Below are 14349 nucleotides of genomic sequence, written 5' to 3' on the forward strand. Positions count from 1 at the left end.
CCGAATCCTGCGGACGTCTCCCTGCAAAAACACCCGCTTTACGCGGGTGTTTTTGCAGGGAGACGATTATATTTCTAACATCGGTGCTGCAAGTTTACCATATATTAGCATATCGCTGAATTGGATATATCGTAAATATGAATCCAAATTTAAAAGATTGTATGTTCGCCTAAATTTTCAAGTGGCCGAAAACGATTCCCTATGGCAAAATGAATGGGTGTGGGGATGAAACCATTTTGGCACTGTTCAGACGTTTTCCGTTCTGTGTCTGCGGCGGAATGATCCGGCTTTTTATTCCGAGAGGATCTGCCCATTGGTGGAGATGACCACCACGTGCCAGGGTAGGAATTTGCCGCTTGCCTGCAGTGCGCGCTTAACCGCGTTTTCAATTCCACCGCAGCAGGGGACCTCCATACGCACAACGGTGACGCTGTGGATGTCATTTTGCCGGATGATTTCGGTGAGCTTCTCGGCGTAATCGCCTTCATCCAGCTTGGGGCAGCCAATCAGTGCCACCCGGCCACGGATGAAGCGGCGGTGGAAGTAGCCGTAGGCAAAGGCGGTGCAGTCAGCGGCGATTAGCAGATCCGCGCCGGTGAAATAGGGCGCGTTGACTGGGGCAAGTTTGATTTGCACTGGCCACTGGGAAAGTTCGCTGCAGGCAGGCTCCGCGGCTAAAGCGGTCTGCTCGGGCGTGCGGCGGATGTGTTTGCTTTGACTGCCCGGACAGCCGCAGGGGAGCGGCGCGGCCGCTTGCTTGGCGGCCATCACTGCCGCGTGGTCGTAAGCGGGGGCCTCCCGTTCCTCAAAGGTGATCGCCCCGGTGGGGCAGGCCGGAAGGCAGTCGCCCAACCCATCGCAGTAGTCCTCGCGCAGCAGTTTGGCTTTGCCGTTTACCATCCCGATGGCGCCTTCATGGCAGGCCTCGGCGCACAGGCCGCAGCCGTTGCATTTGTTCTCATCAATTTTTATAATTTTGCGTTTCATCATGCAAACCTCTTTCTTTTCCAAAGCCTCTGGTTTTCCGGTTTCTCTGTGGAATATTGTCTTGCGGCAAAGATACTATAACATAAGGGGGGCCGTTTGTATGTTGCAGTTGCAACATACAGCGTTTTTTGATATGCTGAAAAGAATGAACCGCAAAGGGGGCAGAAATTTGGAGCTGTTTGGGGAAATCGGGGAACAGGAACGGGATTCCATGCTGCGGTGTCTGGGCGCGGTCACCCAGAAATACCGGAAAAATGAATATATCTTCCTGGAAGGGGAACGGCTGCACCGGATCGGCGTGGTGATGTCCGGGATGGTGCAGATGGTCAAGGAGGACGTCTGGGGGCAGAAAAGCATCCTGCTTTCGATCGGACCGGGCGAGGTGTTCGGGGAGAGCTTTGTCTGTGGGGAACAGACCGGCAGTATTGTTTCCTTCCCGGCCGCGAGCGACTGCACGGTGCTGCTGCTGGATTTTTACCGGGTCCTGCACACCTGCGGCGCGTCCTGCGAGTTTCATCAGCGGCTGATCGAAAATATGGTGAAGCTCCTGGCACGCAAAAATGTCCTACTGATGGAAAAGATGGAGATCATCTCAAAAAAAACTCTGAGGGAGCGGATCCTTGTCTGGGCATCCCAACAGGCGCAGAGAAACGGCTCGCGGCGGTTCATAAGTCCGATGGGACGCACCGCGCTGGCTGATTATCTCTGCGCGGACCGCAGCGCGCTGAGCCGCGAGCTGGCCCGTATGCGCGCGGAAGGGATCATCGACTTTGACAAAATCAATTTTGAGTTGAAGGAATAAAGGGAATTCCCCGTTACACCGGGGGATTCCCTTTGCGGGATTTACGGCCTGGAATCAGGAAAAACGGCATATTTCCGGCGGGCGGCTTCTGCCGCGCCGCATCGAATGTGTCACAGAAAGCGCATGAATAGCCAATGGTATCAAATTGGAAACTATCGCACAATAAAGTGCTTACTTTACAGCGGGGATATTCGGGCTTATCATGAAAACAAAGGCGGTGAAAAGCCGCCGGAAACATCAGACGCAATGGAGGTCATATCATGAACGAAGTCGTAAAATTCCTGTCCGAAAACCCGGTGCAATATCTTGCCACGGTAGGCCGTGACGGCAAAGCAAAATGCCGCCCTTTCATGTTCTGTTTTGAGCGGGAAGGAAAGCTCTGGTTCTGTACCAACAATACCAAAGAAGTCTATCAGGACATCCAAAAAAATCCGTACATTGAAATTTCGGTTTCCAGCGCCGACTTTGCCTGGCTCCGCCTGAACGGCAGAGCGGTGTTTGAAAATAACCGGGCGGTCAAGGAGGGCTGTATGCATAATCCAATCGTCCAAGGCCAATATCAAACCGCTGACAACCCGATTTTTGTGGTGTTTTATCTGGCGGATGCCCATGCGGTTATCGCTGACTTTTCCGGCGAGCCGCCCAGGGAGTTCAACCTTTGAGAAAATGCTGGAAGGCCCCGGCGCACAGCGGGCGCGCCGGGGCCTTTTTCATATGTGTCCGGACCCGCGCGGCTTTACGCGTGCTGGATTTTGCAGTAAAATGAAAAAAGAATGCTTATCGTGCAAACTTCGAAAACCCTCCGTGTTTTGCAGCAGGAGATCTGTTTTTGCGATGTCCGCAAGGGTTTCGGCAGGAGCGCTGCTTGCACAGCGGCAAATGCGCGCGGGCTGTCCGCGGCGTGAGATTCTAAAAAGACAGGGGTGAATGCATGGAACGTTTGGAACAGATCGAATATTGTATCCGGATGCTGCTCCGTGATCTGCCGCAGTATGCTGCGTGGGCGGAAAGCTTCCCGCCGGACGAACCTTCCCGGCGCCGGCTGCTGCGCAGTCTGATGAATCTGCGTCCCGCATGGCCCCTGCGGACGGATTTTCTCGCGGCGCAGGATGAAATCCTGCGCGCAGAACGGGAGGAGAAAGGTGTGGTGGATGCCGCGGGCCTGCCGGTGACCTGCGCAGACCCGCGGCTTGCGTTGTGGCGGGGCGATATCACCAGGCTTCGGGCCGATGCGATTGTGAACGCTGCGAACAGCGCCTTGCTGGGGTGTTTTTATCCCTGTCACGGCTGTATCGACAATGCCATCCATTCGGCCGCGGGATTGCAGCTGCGGGACGCATGCAACCGGATAATGGCTGCGCAGGGACATGAGGAACCCACCGGTCAGGCAAAGCTGACCGAAGGCTACAACCTGCCGGCGAAATATGTCCTGCATACGGTGGGGCCGGTAGTTTGCGGGAAGCTTACGGCAAAGGACTGCCGGCTGCTTGCCGGATGTTACCGCTCCTGCCTGGAGCTGGCGAACGAAAACAGGCTTGCCAGTGTGGCGTTCTGCTGTATTTCAACGGGGGAATTCCATTTTCCAAACGAAAAAGCCGCGCAGATTGCGGTGGAAACGGTTCGGGCGTTTCTGGACCGCACCGGCAGCGGCATGAAGGTGATATTCAATGTTTTTAAAGAGGTTGACTACCGGATCTACCAGCAACTGCTCGGAACAGGCCGGCCGGCTGCGGGAACTCCTCGATAAAGCGGACGCGGTGGTGGTTGGCGCGGGCGCGGGACTTTCCGCTTCGGCGGGGCTTTCCTATTCCGGTCCGCGCTTCACAGAAAACTTTGCGGACTTCATTGAGAAATATGGGCTGCGCGATATGTATTCGGCGGGCTTTTACCCATACCGCACACTGGAGGAATATTGGGCTTACTGGAGCAGGCATATCTATCTGAACCGCTACGACCAGCCGGCGCGGGAACCATACCAGCGTCTGAGAAAGCTGCTGGAGGGCCGGGAATATTTTATCATCACCACCAACGTGGATCACAGTTTCCAGCTGGCCGGCTTTGACAAGCGGAGGCTGTTCTATACACAGGGGGATTACGGCCTGTGGCAGTGCGTGAAGCCCTGCCATCAGAAAACCTATGACAACGAGGATATGGTGCGCCGGATGGTCCGCGAACAAAAGGAGATGCGCATTCCCCAAGAACTTGTTCCGCACTGTCCGGCCTGCGGCAGGCCGATGGCAATGAACCTGCGTTGTGACGCAAGTTTCGTGCAGGATGAGGGATGGTACCATGCAAAACAGCGGTACGAGGCGTTTCTGGACCGTCACAGGGTCGGGCGCGTTCTGTACCTGGAACTGGGCGTGGGCGCGAACACCCCGGTGATCATCAAATATCCGTTCTGGCAGTTCGCCCGCAGAAATCCGGACGCGGTATATGTCTGTATCAACAATGGGGAGGCGGACGCGCCGCATGAAATCCGATTCAGGTCGCTTTGCATCAACCGGGACATCGGGGAAGTGCTGGCCAGTCTTGCGCAACCTGGATGAACCCGTGTGAAACGGTGGAGGAGGAACGGGGCCGGAAGCATGGGCCTGCGCCCAAAGCCGGGATAAAACGCCGGAAATGATTGACATTCCCCAATTCTGCCCTTAAAATGAAAACAAGGAAAAAAGAGGAAGGGGTGGATCAGATGGCGAAATATCAGTGCGAAATCTGTGGATTTATCTATGACGAGGACGAGCAGGGCGTAAAATTTGACAACCTGCCGGAGGACTGGAGCTGTCCGGCCTGCGGGGTGCCGAAACGGATGTATAAAAAAATTCCGGAGGAACCGGTTGCCGCCGCACCCGCAGAGCCCGCGCGGCAGGACAATCCGCTCGCATACCCGAAGGAGTTTGCCCGCCTGAGCGACGAGCATGAGCCGCATATGGCCACCATCCATACGATGGCGCAGACCGGACAATCGGTTATCGAAGCGATGGGGACCCGTCTGCCGGTGATTGGCTGGGATCAGATCCTCCTGCTTGGCGCGCAGCTTGACCCGCCGCCGCTCGATGAGCACGCGCCGGTCAACACCCGCACCGTGATTGGAAAGCATGCCGAACAGCCGATGGTGCTGGAAACGCCGGTATACGTTTCCCACATGTCTTTCGGCGCGCTGTCCGAGGAGATGAAGGTCGCGCTCGCGAAGGGCTCGGCCATGGCAAAGACCGCGATGTGCAGCGGCGAGGGCGGCATCCTGCCGCCGGAGAGGGACGCGGCCTACAAATACATATTCGAATACGTGCCGAACCTCTACGGCGTGACCGATGAGAACCTGCGCCGTGCGGATGCGATCGAGATCAAGATCGGACAGGGCACCAAGCCCGGTATGGGCGGCCATCTGCCGGGGGAGAAGGTCACCGAACAGATCGCGGCTCTGCGCGGAAAGCCGATGGGGGAGGATATCGTGAGCCCGTCCCGGTTTGAGCGGCTGAAGAGCAAGGAGGATCTGCGTGAACTGGTTGCGGAACTGCGGGAACGTTCCGGGGGCAGGCCGATTGGCGTGAAGATCGCCGCGGGCAGGATTGAACGGGATATGGCGTTCATCGCGCATGCGAAGCCGGATTTTATGACGATCGACGGGCGCGGAGGCGCGACCGGCGCTTCCCCGAAGCTTTTAAAGGACGCGGCCAGTGTTCCGACGATCTTTGCTTTGCACCGCGCACGGAGGTATCTGGACGAGCACCACCTGGATATCGACCTTGTCATCACCGGCGGGCTGCGCGTCTCGACCGATTTTGCAAAGGCGCTGGCCATGGGCGCGGACGCGGTGGCAATCGCGACCGCGTCGCTGATGGCCGCGGCCTGCCAGCAATACCGCATCTGCAACACCGGAACCTGTCCGATGGGAGCGGCCACCCAGGACCCGGAACTCAGAAAACGCCTGCGTGTCGATATCGGTGCACAGCGGCTGGCGAACTTCCTTACCGCGTCGACCGAGGAGCTCAAAACGCTGGCGCGCTGTCTGGGACATGACGATGTGCACAGCCTGTCGCTGGAGGATCTGGTGACGGTCAACCGCGAGATTGCGGAATATACGTTTGTCCCGCATGTATGACAGATCCGGGGCCTGCCGCGTGCTGGCGGGCTCCGTTTCTGGCCGCGTGCGGAAAATTATTTTGGGGAGGGGTGCGGGATGACGGAAACCATTCTGGAGAAAAACGGTTCGGATGAGCAGACCGTACAGCCCGGGCAGGATGCGTTCATCCCGCTTTTGCGGCAGATGCAGGAAGAAAGCGCACGGCAGACCGCCTGCCTGAAAAAACAGCTTTTTATGGCGCGGCTCTGCGCGGTGTTTACCGGGGCGGCACTGCTTGTGGTGATCGTGCTGTTTTCACTGCTGGTTCCGCGGTTGACCGGGCTGGTGGGCGCGGCCAACGACGTTGTGGGACAGGCGGGCGTTGTGCTTGCCGACCTGCAAAATGTGAGCGCTGAGCTTTCTGAAGCGGATATCGGCGGTGTGCTGAAAAATGTGGACGGACTGGTGCTGCAGAGCAGGGATGGGATCGTCAAGGCGCTTGACGACGTGGAAAAGGCGCTTTCGGTGATCGAGGGGGTGGATATCGCCACGCTCAATAAGGCGATCAAAGACCTGCATGACGTGGTGAGCCCGCTCTCCCGGATGTTCGGCGGCGGGCAGTGAAAAGGACCGACGGTAAATCACGGCCGGGGCGAATTCGCTCCGGCCGTGATTTTTCCTGTAGGGAAGATGGACAAACCCCGCGGATTGTGATAAATTGGATGGGTTGGAAATGGACGGGAAAGAGGGAACTTTATGTCGACAATGTCTAATCGCAGCATTTTTACCAAAGAGCCGGTCATCATCCTGGTTGCGGTGATCTGCACCCTGCTGTGGGGGAGTGCGTTTCCATGCCTGAAAATCGGATATGAGCTGTTTGCGCTTGCAACCAACGATATTTCGGGAAAACTGGTCTTTGCGGGCGTGCGGTTCACGTTCGCCGGGCTGGTCACAATCGCGGCGGGCAGCTTGGTGAGCCGCCGCCTGCTGCTGCCCGATCGAAAAAACATTCGGGGGATTATTTTGTTGGGGTTTGTACAGACCTTTCTGGAATATTTATTCTTTTATATCGGCGTGGCCAACACCACTGGGGTGAAATCTTCGATCCTCAATTCAGTTTCCTCCTTTTTCGCGGTGATCCTTGCGCATTTTTGTTATAAGAACGACCGTATTACGCCCAAAAAGGTAGCTGGCTGCATACTTGGCTTCATCGGCGTGGTTCTGATCACGCTGAGCGGCGGCAGCTTTGGGGCGGGATTCAATTTTACAGGGGATGGATTTGTCATCATCGCGGCAATTTCCTTTTCGGTCGGATTCGTGATCAGCAAGAATGTCTCGGCCAATGGGGATTCGGTCATGATCAGCGGATGGCAGCTCATGATCGGCGGCGTCGGGCTGCTGGCGGTGGGGCTCGCGTTCGGTGGGAGCCTAAACGTGGTCACGGCGGAGGGGATTGGCCTGCTTGTCTATCTGGTGATCCTTTCAGCCCTTGCCTTTGGCGGCTGGACCATCCTGCTCAAATATAACCCGGTGGCGAAGATCAGTATTTATAACTTCCTCACGCCAGTATTCGGCGCGTTGCTTTCGGCGGTATTCCTGCATGAGATTTTCTTTACGCTTCAGAATCTCGCGGCGTTGTTTTGCGTCTGTGCCGGAATCTATGTCGTCAACCATCAAAAAGCTGTTCCATTCACGGACCGTTCATAAGATGCGTTCTTTTTGCCCAGTGGATGATGCAAAAGTGACAATTTGGTAACAAAAGGATTGAAATAGTTACAAAAGGGTTACAAAATCCGTTGACTTTTCCACTTCATTCGGGATATAATAAAAGCAAGAAACAACGTGCGGAAGGCAAAATGGAGAGTTGCTTTCCGCCGATTCCGAACCAGAAGGGGAATTCCTATGAAAAAGCTAACAGCGGCGGCGCTTGCCGTCCTGCTGGTCTGCAGCCTCGGCGCGGTCGGCGTATCCGCGCAGGGAAGCGGCGGGGTTGTCCCGGCAGCATCGGCGGACCTGATAAATGAAGACGGAGCGGTAAAGGCTTCCACGGGCGACGCGCCCTCCGGAGGCAGCCTGTCCTTTGATGTCGCGCCCAATCAGACGCTCTATCTGCGGCTGGGGCCGGCGGATTCGGGTGCCGGCCGGTCGGTGGCGCTCATTGAGGACGAGAGCGGAGAAAGCTATGTTGAAAACAACGTCACGCCGAAAGAACTGGCCAATTCAGATCTGTTCCGTTTGAAAAGCGACAAGGACGGCGCTGGAAAAGGCCTTGTCAAGGTCAGCCAGTACAATGAAAAATCCATCGGTGGCAGTGGGCGCAGTGCATGGCTGAAGATCGATATCGGGGAATCTCAGACGGATGAGGAGCTCAAAGCACGTCTTGATCTCACCTTTACGGCGCGCAGGGACCAAGAAACCGACGACGGGGATTTTTTATGGAAAAAGGGCGATTATGCGCTGCTGCGGCTGACCTTCTATATCAATAACGACTTACAGAAAGGCGACGATGTGGACGCCGACCCGGGTGATGAATTTGTCTATGATCCGGTGTCCAATGAGAAGAACATGGTGACCTGGGATCGTGTCGCAACGCTGGCTTTCACCGCGGACGATGATGCGTCGAAGTTCTATGCGAAGCTTTCGACCAAGGCGGATCCGGTCATCTACGGAACTTATGGCGATCCAGTCGGCGCAGAGCTGTTTTTCCGTGATTTTACCGGTTCGCCGGCAATTTCCGCGACTTCGCGCGCTGTGCTTACGCTGCTCTATCCGTGGCCGGAGGAGGATGACGGCGCGCCTGTCCCGGAAAAGTGCAGGATCTATTCTAAGAATGTGGATGGGGAATTGACGGATGTCAGCAGTCTGTTCTCTTATGTGGAAGAGGATGAGGATGGAAATGAGGTAAACGGCTGGCGCACCAAAATCCGGACTTTGGGATGCTATATCATCTCGGACAAGGAGCTGGACACGTCACGCAGGCCTCAAACAGAGCCCGAAACGCCGGCGCAGACCTGGCAGGCTCCGCCGGCTGTCGATGTGAATAAAAATACCAAGGTGAACCCGCCCACAGGAAAGTAATGGGAACAAAAACGCAAAATGCCGCAGACGCCCAGTCTGCGGCATTTTTTGCGTTTTCATTCGGAAAAGAAGGGATTTATTACTATTTGTATATTCTATTAAATGGAAGAAAAATTGGGATTGGACAAAAAATATTCATAATAAATTCATATTTATGGCCGTAAATTGTCGATTTTGGTTCCATATATTACAAATTGGTTACAATATTGCCTGTAAAGATTACAAAACGGTAACAAAAACGCTTGACATTTCCAAAAGGCAAGGATATACTTGGGGTACACAAAGGGCAATGTTGGAGGACGTGCCCAAGTGTATCAAACTGTTTTTTCTTAAGGAGGAACAAACCCATGAAAAAGATTCTTTCGGGAATCCTGGCCGCGGCGATGGCGATGAGCGTCATGTCCGTGGCAGCTTTCGCGGCGGATGCCGCGGACGGCACCGTAAACTTTGCGGGCGCCTGGGACGGCAACGATGAGGCCGTCGGCCAGGTTGAAGTGACCGCCAACACCATCGAGGCGGACACCATCACGCCGAACAAGAAATTTTATGTCCCGCTCGTAAATTCCAAAGCGGCTGACGGCGATGTCGAAGCGGTCGTAAACCCGGTCTGGGACACCGACACCGACGCCACCACCAGCGACCTCAAGGATAAGGACCTCTTCAAATTTGATTACGACAAGGATACCAACAGCAAGATGATCAAAAAAATCGAGCTGCTGACCGACAAGCGCGTCAATGGCGTTCGTTACGATGCAGTCCTGTATTTCGAGCTGGCCGATTCGATGACCACTTCTGAAATCCACACCGACGGCGAAATCACCTTCACTGCGAAGCGTGATTCCAAAACGGGTGAAAACACCTTTAAAAAGGGTGATAAGGTCACCATTGATTATTCCTTCTGGATCAACAACGAGGAAAAGACCAACGACGACAATCCGGAAGCGGGCGACCGCATCTACTATAACCCCGAAGAAAACGAAACCAACACCCTGATCTGGGGCGACGACCTGGCCGCGCTGGAGTTCGAAGCGGACGATGACGCCGGCAAGTTCTATGCGCGCCTGTCCACCAGCGCCGACCGAACCATCTACTCCGAGTATGCGGATCCGGTTGACGCGGACCTGTGGTTCTATGATTTCGTCGGCAATCCGAGCATTCCGGCAACTTCCCGTGCCACCCTGGTCCTCGGCATCCCGTGGGATGAGGATGCGGACTATGTTCCGAATCCGTCCGATGCGTACATCTATGAGAAAAATTCCGACGGCACCCTGACCGATGTCACTGAGAAGTTCACCTATTCCGAGGACGAATATGAGATTCCTGGCTGGGGTATCAAGACCCGCACCCTGGGTTCCTACATCGTTTCCGACACCGAGCTTGACATCGAAGTGGATGAGGAAGAGGAATCCTCCTCCAGCGCATCCAGCTCCACCTCTTCCAACAGCGGCAAGGACATCCCGCAGACCGGTTCCAGCGACATGGTAAATGTTGCGGTTGTCGCGGCTGTCCTGTCCCTGGCTGCGGCTGGTGCGGTTGCCTTCAAAAAAGTGTCCAAATAATTGGGCCTGATCAACCTGGTTAATTTGACAAAATGAATGCCCGGCGGCTGCCTCCACAGCCGCCGGGCATTTTTCTCATGCAGTGCATAAAACAAGGCAGCCAGCTCTGGTAAAGGCTGACCGCCTATTTTTATGGATTGGTTTTCTTTTTTGAGGGTTTCTTATGGAGCTTGAGCACGATGTTTTGCTCTTCTGCCAGCGCCCGCAGGAGATCCGCAGCGCGTATGGCCTTTTCTTGCTGCGGCAGGTCGGCGGTTTCCGCGTCCAGTTGACGCAGGACCGCAGCAATGCTCTGCGGTTCCAAAAGCTGCGCCGCAAGGCAGAAGAGGCTCTTACGCCGCCCGTCGTTATAGTTTTCCAGCAGACGGTTTAAAACGGCAATTCGATCCGCTTGTTCGGCGTGATAGGCGTCCTGCCCAATCCGCCTGAATCGCTCGATGTCCCGCATTCTATTGCATTTCGAAAGGAAGGTATCATACGTGTCCGTTTGTGTGTAGCGTGCGCAGGGAAATTCTTCACACTGGAAGCAGTATGCGAAACCGCCGCGCTCCAGGCTGCATCTTGCAATGGGGCAGGACTGGTTGCCGGCTCCGCCGCCGCAGCCGGGGCAGTAGCGGTCAAGTTTCATCGGACAGAGCCCGCAGTTGAGGCCGCAGAGGGAGAACGAGAGGTCGCTGCGATCAAAATTTTTCATATGGAGCTCCTTCCCTTAAAATGATACTGTTACTGTACCATATTCCACAATACGTGGCAAGGCGGGGAGCGCGCGTATCGGTTGACTTCGCAGGTTTTTCCATGATATAATGCAGATGTGGAAGTATCTGAAATTTGGTTTTTGCATCATATTACAGGAAATCGAAAGGTCGGGTGCGCAATGAAACGGTTTGCGGCGTTTATACTGGCGGCTGTCCTGGTGATGACGCTGGGTGCGGTCGGGGTGTTCGCATTTACCTCCGATGGGACGGTCGGGCTTGGTCCCGATATCCTCGACGAGGACGGCGACACGCTCGATTACGCGGAATTTGACATCTCTGACAGCTATGTCTACGGCGAAGCGGTCCCGCCCGGCAAACGGTTTTATGTCGAACTGGCCGGTCCGGCCACGCTTGAGGGTGGAACCGAAATCGATCTGGAGGACCTCACAGACAAAGATTATTTCAATTTCCGGCTCGACAAGGACAAGAACGGAAGCCTGCTCAGTTCGGTCAAGCTGGTCACCAAACGGCTTGGCGGCGGCAGCCGCAACCACTATATCGAGGTGAAGCTGAAGGATTCGCGCATCACCGAGGAAAAACAGCTCAGCTTTGACGCCTACTTCAAGGCCCGCAGCACCAAGGATGATCCGGACAACCAACGCGTCTGGAATTCCGGGGACATCATCAGCGTCCGGTTCGAGCTCTGGATTGAGAACCCGGAGGAGGAGACCGACGCTTCGATTGAGACGGGGGAGGGGGTTGTCTTTAACCCGACCTCCAATGAGGACAATCTGATCGCGTGGGGCTATGACGAAGACATCGCCTGCCTGGAGTTTGAAGCGGACAGCGACGCGGACAAGTTCTATGCGAAGCTCTCCACAAAGAACATCCGCAGCATCTATGAGGATTACGGCGATCCGGCCGACGCGGATCTTTACTTCCGGGATTTTGTCGGCAATCCGGCGATTGACAGCACCTCCCGCGCGAAACTGACCCTTTATAATCCTTACAGCGACTATTACGATTATGACTACCGCTACGATGTGAATCCGCGCGACTGCTTCATCTATCTGGTGGACAAGGACGGCTATCTTGAGGATGTGACCGATCGGTTCACCTATGTGCACGAGGATGAAACCGACGCGGGTATCGACGGCTGGCAGACGCGCACCCGCACGCTCGGAACCTATGTTATTTCGGACGTTGAACTCGATTTGTGGGAAGATTATGAAGGCGAGCCGCAGGACCCGGAAAATCTGCCGCCAGAGCAACAGACACCGTCCGATATGGCTCCGCCGCCGCCGAAACCGCAGAATCCGCCGCCGTCGACCGGCGCAAGCGACTTTGTCGGCGCTGCGCTTGCCGCTTTGGCGCTTTCGATGGGCGTGTATGCTTTCACGCGCACGCGCAAATAAAGAAGATTCATGCAAGTCCGCCCGCCGCGTTTTACGCGGCGGGCGTTTCCTTTTTCTGGAGGAGAGAAAACGAAATGGGAAGAAAAGGGGAAGGGAACACAAAGCTGACAGGAAAATTAGCGGAAGTTGGACAAAAGGAGAGTGGATATCTGGGAATTATCATATTTGACACATTTTGATTTACTAAATAAAAGTTTATTGTGTATATTATACGACAATTATTACAATTTGGTAACAAAAACCTCTTGAAAATCTGTTGACTCTCCCGTATACTGAGACTCGTTCCAAGCGTGCCGCTCGTAAGGCCGCCGAACCAAAACTTATTTTTCAGGAGGAAACACCACATGAAAAAAGTGCTTGCATTACTGCTCGCCGCTTCCGCCGCCATGTCTGTCGGCGTGACTGCTCTGGCTGATGACGTAAATTCCATCGAAAACGAAACCAACTCCATCGTTACCCTCGAAGATTCTTCTTCCGAAGAATCCTCCAGCTCCTCGAGCGAAGAGTCCTCTTCCGAGTCTTCTTCCGAAGAGTCCAGCTCTTCCCAGGAAAGCTCTTCCGAGCCCACTTCTTCCGAAGGCAGCTCTTCCGAAGAGGAGGCTGATCCGAACGCCGAGCCTTCCGTGCTCTACTTCGGCGCTGACGAGGACACCGGTGCGACCCTGGACGATATCCTGGAGCCCGGCACCGAGTACAAATTCCCGGTAACCGTCAAGATCGGCGACAAGACCGTCCCGGTTTCCGACGAGCTGCTCAAGACCTACAAGTTCAGCTACTCCAAGGTTTCCACCAAAGGCATGAAGACCTTTGAGATCGATGACTACAAAGGCGTTTACTACCTCTATGTTGAGGCGAAAGACGCGACCCCGACCAAGCCGGTTGACGTCAAATACAACGTCAAGCTGGTCCGCAAGGCGAACAACCTGTCCGTCTTCTCCCAGGAAGTGAAGTTCCAGTACGGTTATGACGAGGCTGAGCACGATTATGTCACCGGCCTGGACGAAGGCGACGTCGTCGAGATCGACAACTCCCGCCCGGTCATCACCGCTTCCCAGTTCAACAAGATCGCCAAGATCAACAACTACAAGAACGTCACCCTCGCGGGCAGCGATTGGGAATTCACCGTCAATGTGACCGATGAGTCCACCAAGAACATGCTCTCGAACAACACGGGCGTCAAGGAGATCCTCTCCAAGTTCGACGACCAGGACTTCAAGTTCTATAACTTCCCGGGCCGTCCGAGCTTCTCCGCAACCGGCCGTGTCGTGCTGGATGTTGAGGACATCGTCGATGATTTCGACAAGATGTACACCTACCGCTATGCGGATGGCAAGCTCTATAAACTCAACGCCACCTTTGACGGCGATGAGAGCACCCTGTCCTTCCGCACCAACAAGCTGGACACCTTCGTTGTCACCAACAAGCTGATCAAAGACGGCACTGTTGTGACCGAAGCGGACACCAGCGACAAGGACGATGAGGGCCAGAACAACGGCTCCTCCAACTCCGACAAGAACAACCCGGGCACCGGTGCGAGCGACATGATCAACATGGCTGTTATGGCCGCGATCGCTTCCCTCGCCGGCGCTGGCGCCATCGCTGTCAAGAAGGCTTCCAAATAAGTTCTTTCTGACTGCTTCAGGGCAGGGCGGACGAAAGTCCGCCCTGCCTTTTTGGTTTTGGCAATGAGGGGTTAGGGGTGTCCCAAAGAACCAATACAACCTCTTTACAAATACCCGCCAATCGCTTATAA

At 55.1% G+C, this 14349-nt stretch carries 13 protein-coding genes; 11 read left to right on the plus strand and 2 right to left on the minus strand.

Annotation, left to right across the window (positions count from 1 at the left end):
- Nucleotides 1–291: 291 nt before the first annotated feature.
- The gene (locus tag BN4275_RS03685; RefSeq protein WP_066454073.1) at nucleotides 292–987 is read right to left on the minus strand and encodes an ATP-binding protein; all 696 of its coding nucleotides are present in this window, start codon (nucleotides 985–987) and stop codon (nucleotides 292–294) included.
- A 169-nt stretch (nucleotides 988–1156) separates the two neighbouring features.
- Here BN4275_RS03685 and BN4275_RS03690 point away from each other — a divergent pair, with 169 nt between their 5' ends.
- The 9 genes from BN4275_RS03690 (at nucleotide 1157) to BN4275_RS03730 (ending at nucleotide 10486) form a co-directional block, all read left to right on the plus strand.
- Entirely contained in the window at nucleotides 1157–1789 is a 633-nt protein-coding gene (locus tag BN4275_RS03690; protein ID WP_242863549.1) for a Crp/Fnr family transcriptional regulator, read from the plus strand.
- Between the two features lie 260 nt (nucleotides 1790–2049).
- The gene (locus BN4275_RS03695; RefSeq protein ID WP_066454076.1) at nucleotides 2050–2451 is read left to right on the plus strand and encodes a pyridoxamine 5'-phosphate oxidase family protein; all 402 of its coding nucleotides are present in this window, start codon (nucleotides 2050–2052) and stop codon (nucleotides 2449–2451) included.
- Between the two features lie 269 nt (nucleotides 2452–2720).
- Nucleotides 2721–3536, plus strand: coding sequence for a protein-ADP-ribose hydrolase (locus BN4275_RS03700; RefSeq protein ID WP_066454979.1), 816 nt, complete (start codon nucleotides 2721–2723; stop codon nucleotides 3534–3536).
- On the plus strand, nucleotides 3457–4335 hold the full coding sequence (locus BN4275_RS03705) for an SIR2 family NAD-dependent protein deacylase (protein WP_066454078.1): 879 nt from the start codon (nucleotides 3457–3459) through the stop codon (nucleotides 4333–4335). The genes BN4275_RS03700 and BN4275_RS03705 overlap by 80 nt, the downstream gene beginning before the upstream one ends.
- Before the next feature lie 143 nt (nucleotides 4336–4478).
- Complete coding sequence (locus BN4275_RS03710; protein ID WP_066454081.1) at nucleotides 4479–5888, plus strand: glutamate synthase-related protein; 1410 nt, start codon at nucleotides 4479–4481, stop codon at nucleotides 5886–5888.
- Between the two features lie 78 nt (nucleotides 5889–5966).
- On the plus strand, nucleotides 5967–6473 hold the full coding sequence (locus tag BN4275_RS03715; protein ID WP_066454083.1) for a hypothetical protein: 507 nt from the start codon (nucleotides 5967–5969) through the stop codon (nucleotides 6471–6473).
- Between the two features lie 132 nt (nucleotides 6474–6605).
- A complete protein-coding gene (locus BN4275_RS03720) occupies nucleotides 6606–7556 on the plus strand; it encodes a DMT family transporter (protein WP_242863551.1) in 951 nt (316 codons plus the stop codon).
- A 195-nt stretch (nucleotides 7557–7751) separates the two neighbouring features.
- A complete protein-coding gene (locus BN4275_RS03725; protein WP_066454087.1) occupies nucleotides 7752–8927 on the plus strand; it encodes a hypothetical protein in 1176 nt (391 codons plus the stop codon).
- 347 nt (nucleotides 8928–9274) lie between these two features.
- The gene (locus BN4275_RS03730) at nucleotides 9275–10486 is read left to right on the plus strand and encodes an LPXTG cell wall anchor domain-containing protein (RefSeq protein ID WP_066454090.1); all 1212 of its coding nucleotides are present in this window, start codon (nucleotides 9275–9277) and stop codon (nucleotides 10484–10486) included.
- 130 nt (nucleotides 10487–10616) lie between these two features.
- Here BN4275_RS03730 and BN4275_RS03735 read toward each other — a convergent pair whose 3' ends face one another.
- Nucleotides 10617–11180 carry a DUF3795 domain-containing protein gene (locus BN4275_RS03735; protein ID WP_066454095.1) on the minus strand — a complete coding sequence of 188 codons (564 nt, stop codon included), beginning with the start codon at nucleotides 11178–11180 and terminating at the stop codon, nucleotides 10617–10619.
- A 180-nt stretch (nucleotides 11181–11360) separates the two neighbouring features.
- Here BN4275_RS03735 and BN4275_RS03740 point away from each other — a divergent pair, with 180 nt between their 5' ends.
- Together BN4275_RS03740 and BN4275_RS03745 are read left to right on the plus strand one after the other, a co-directional pair.
- Nucleotides 11361–12596 (plus strand): hypothetical protein, encoded by a 1236-nt coding sequence (locus BN4275_RS03740; RefSeq protein WP_066454101.1) that lies wholly within the window; start codon nucleotides 11361–11363, stop codon nucleotides 12594–12596.
- Between the two features lie 344 nt (nucleotides 12597–12940).
- Nucleotides 12941–14218 carry a hypothetical protein gene (locus BN4275_RS03745; protein WP_066454103.1) on the plus strand — a complete coding sequence of 426 codons (1278 nt, stop codon included), beginning with the start codon at nucleotides 12941–12943 and terminating at the stop codon, nucleotides 14216–14218.
- The last annotated feature ends 131 nt before the right edge of the window (nucleotides 14219–14349 follow it).

Source organism: Anaerotruncus rubiinfantis (genome assembly GCF_900078395.1).
Classification (GTDB): domain Bacteria; phylum Bacillota; class Clostridia; order Oscillospirales; family Ruminococcaceae; genus Anaerotruncus; species Anaerotruncus rubiinfantis.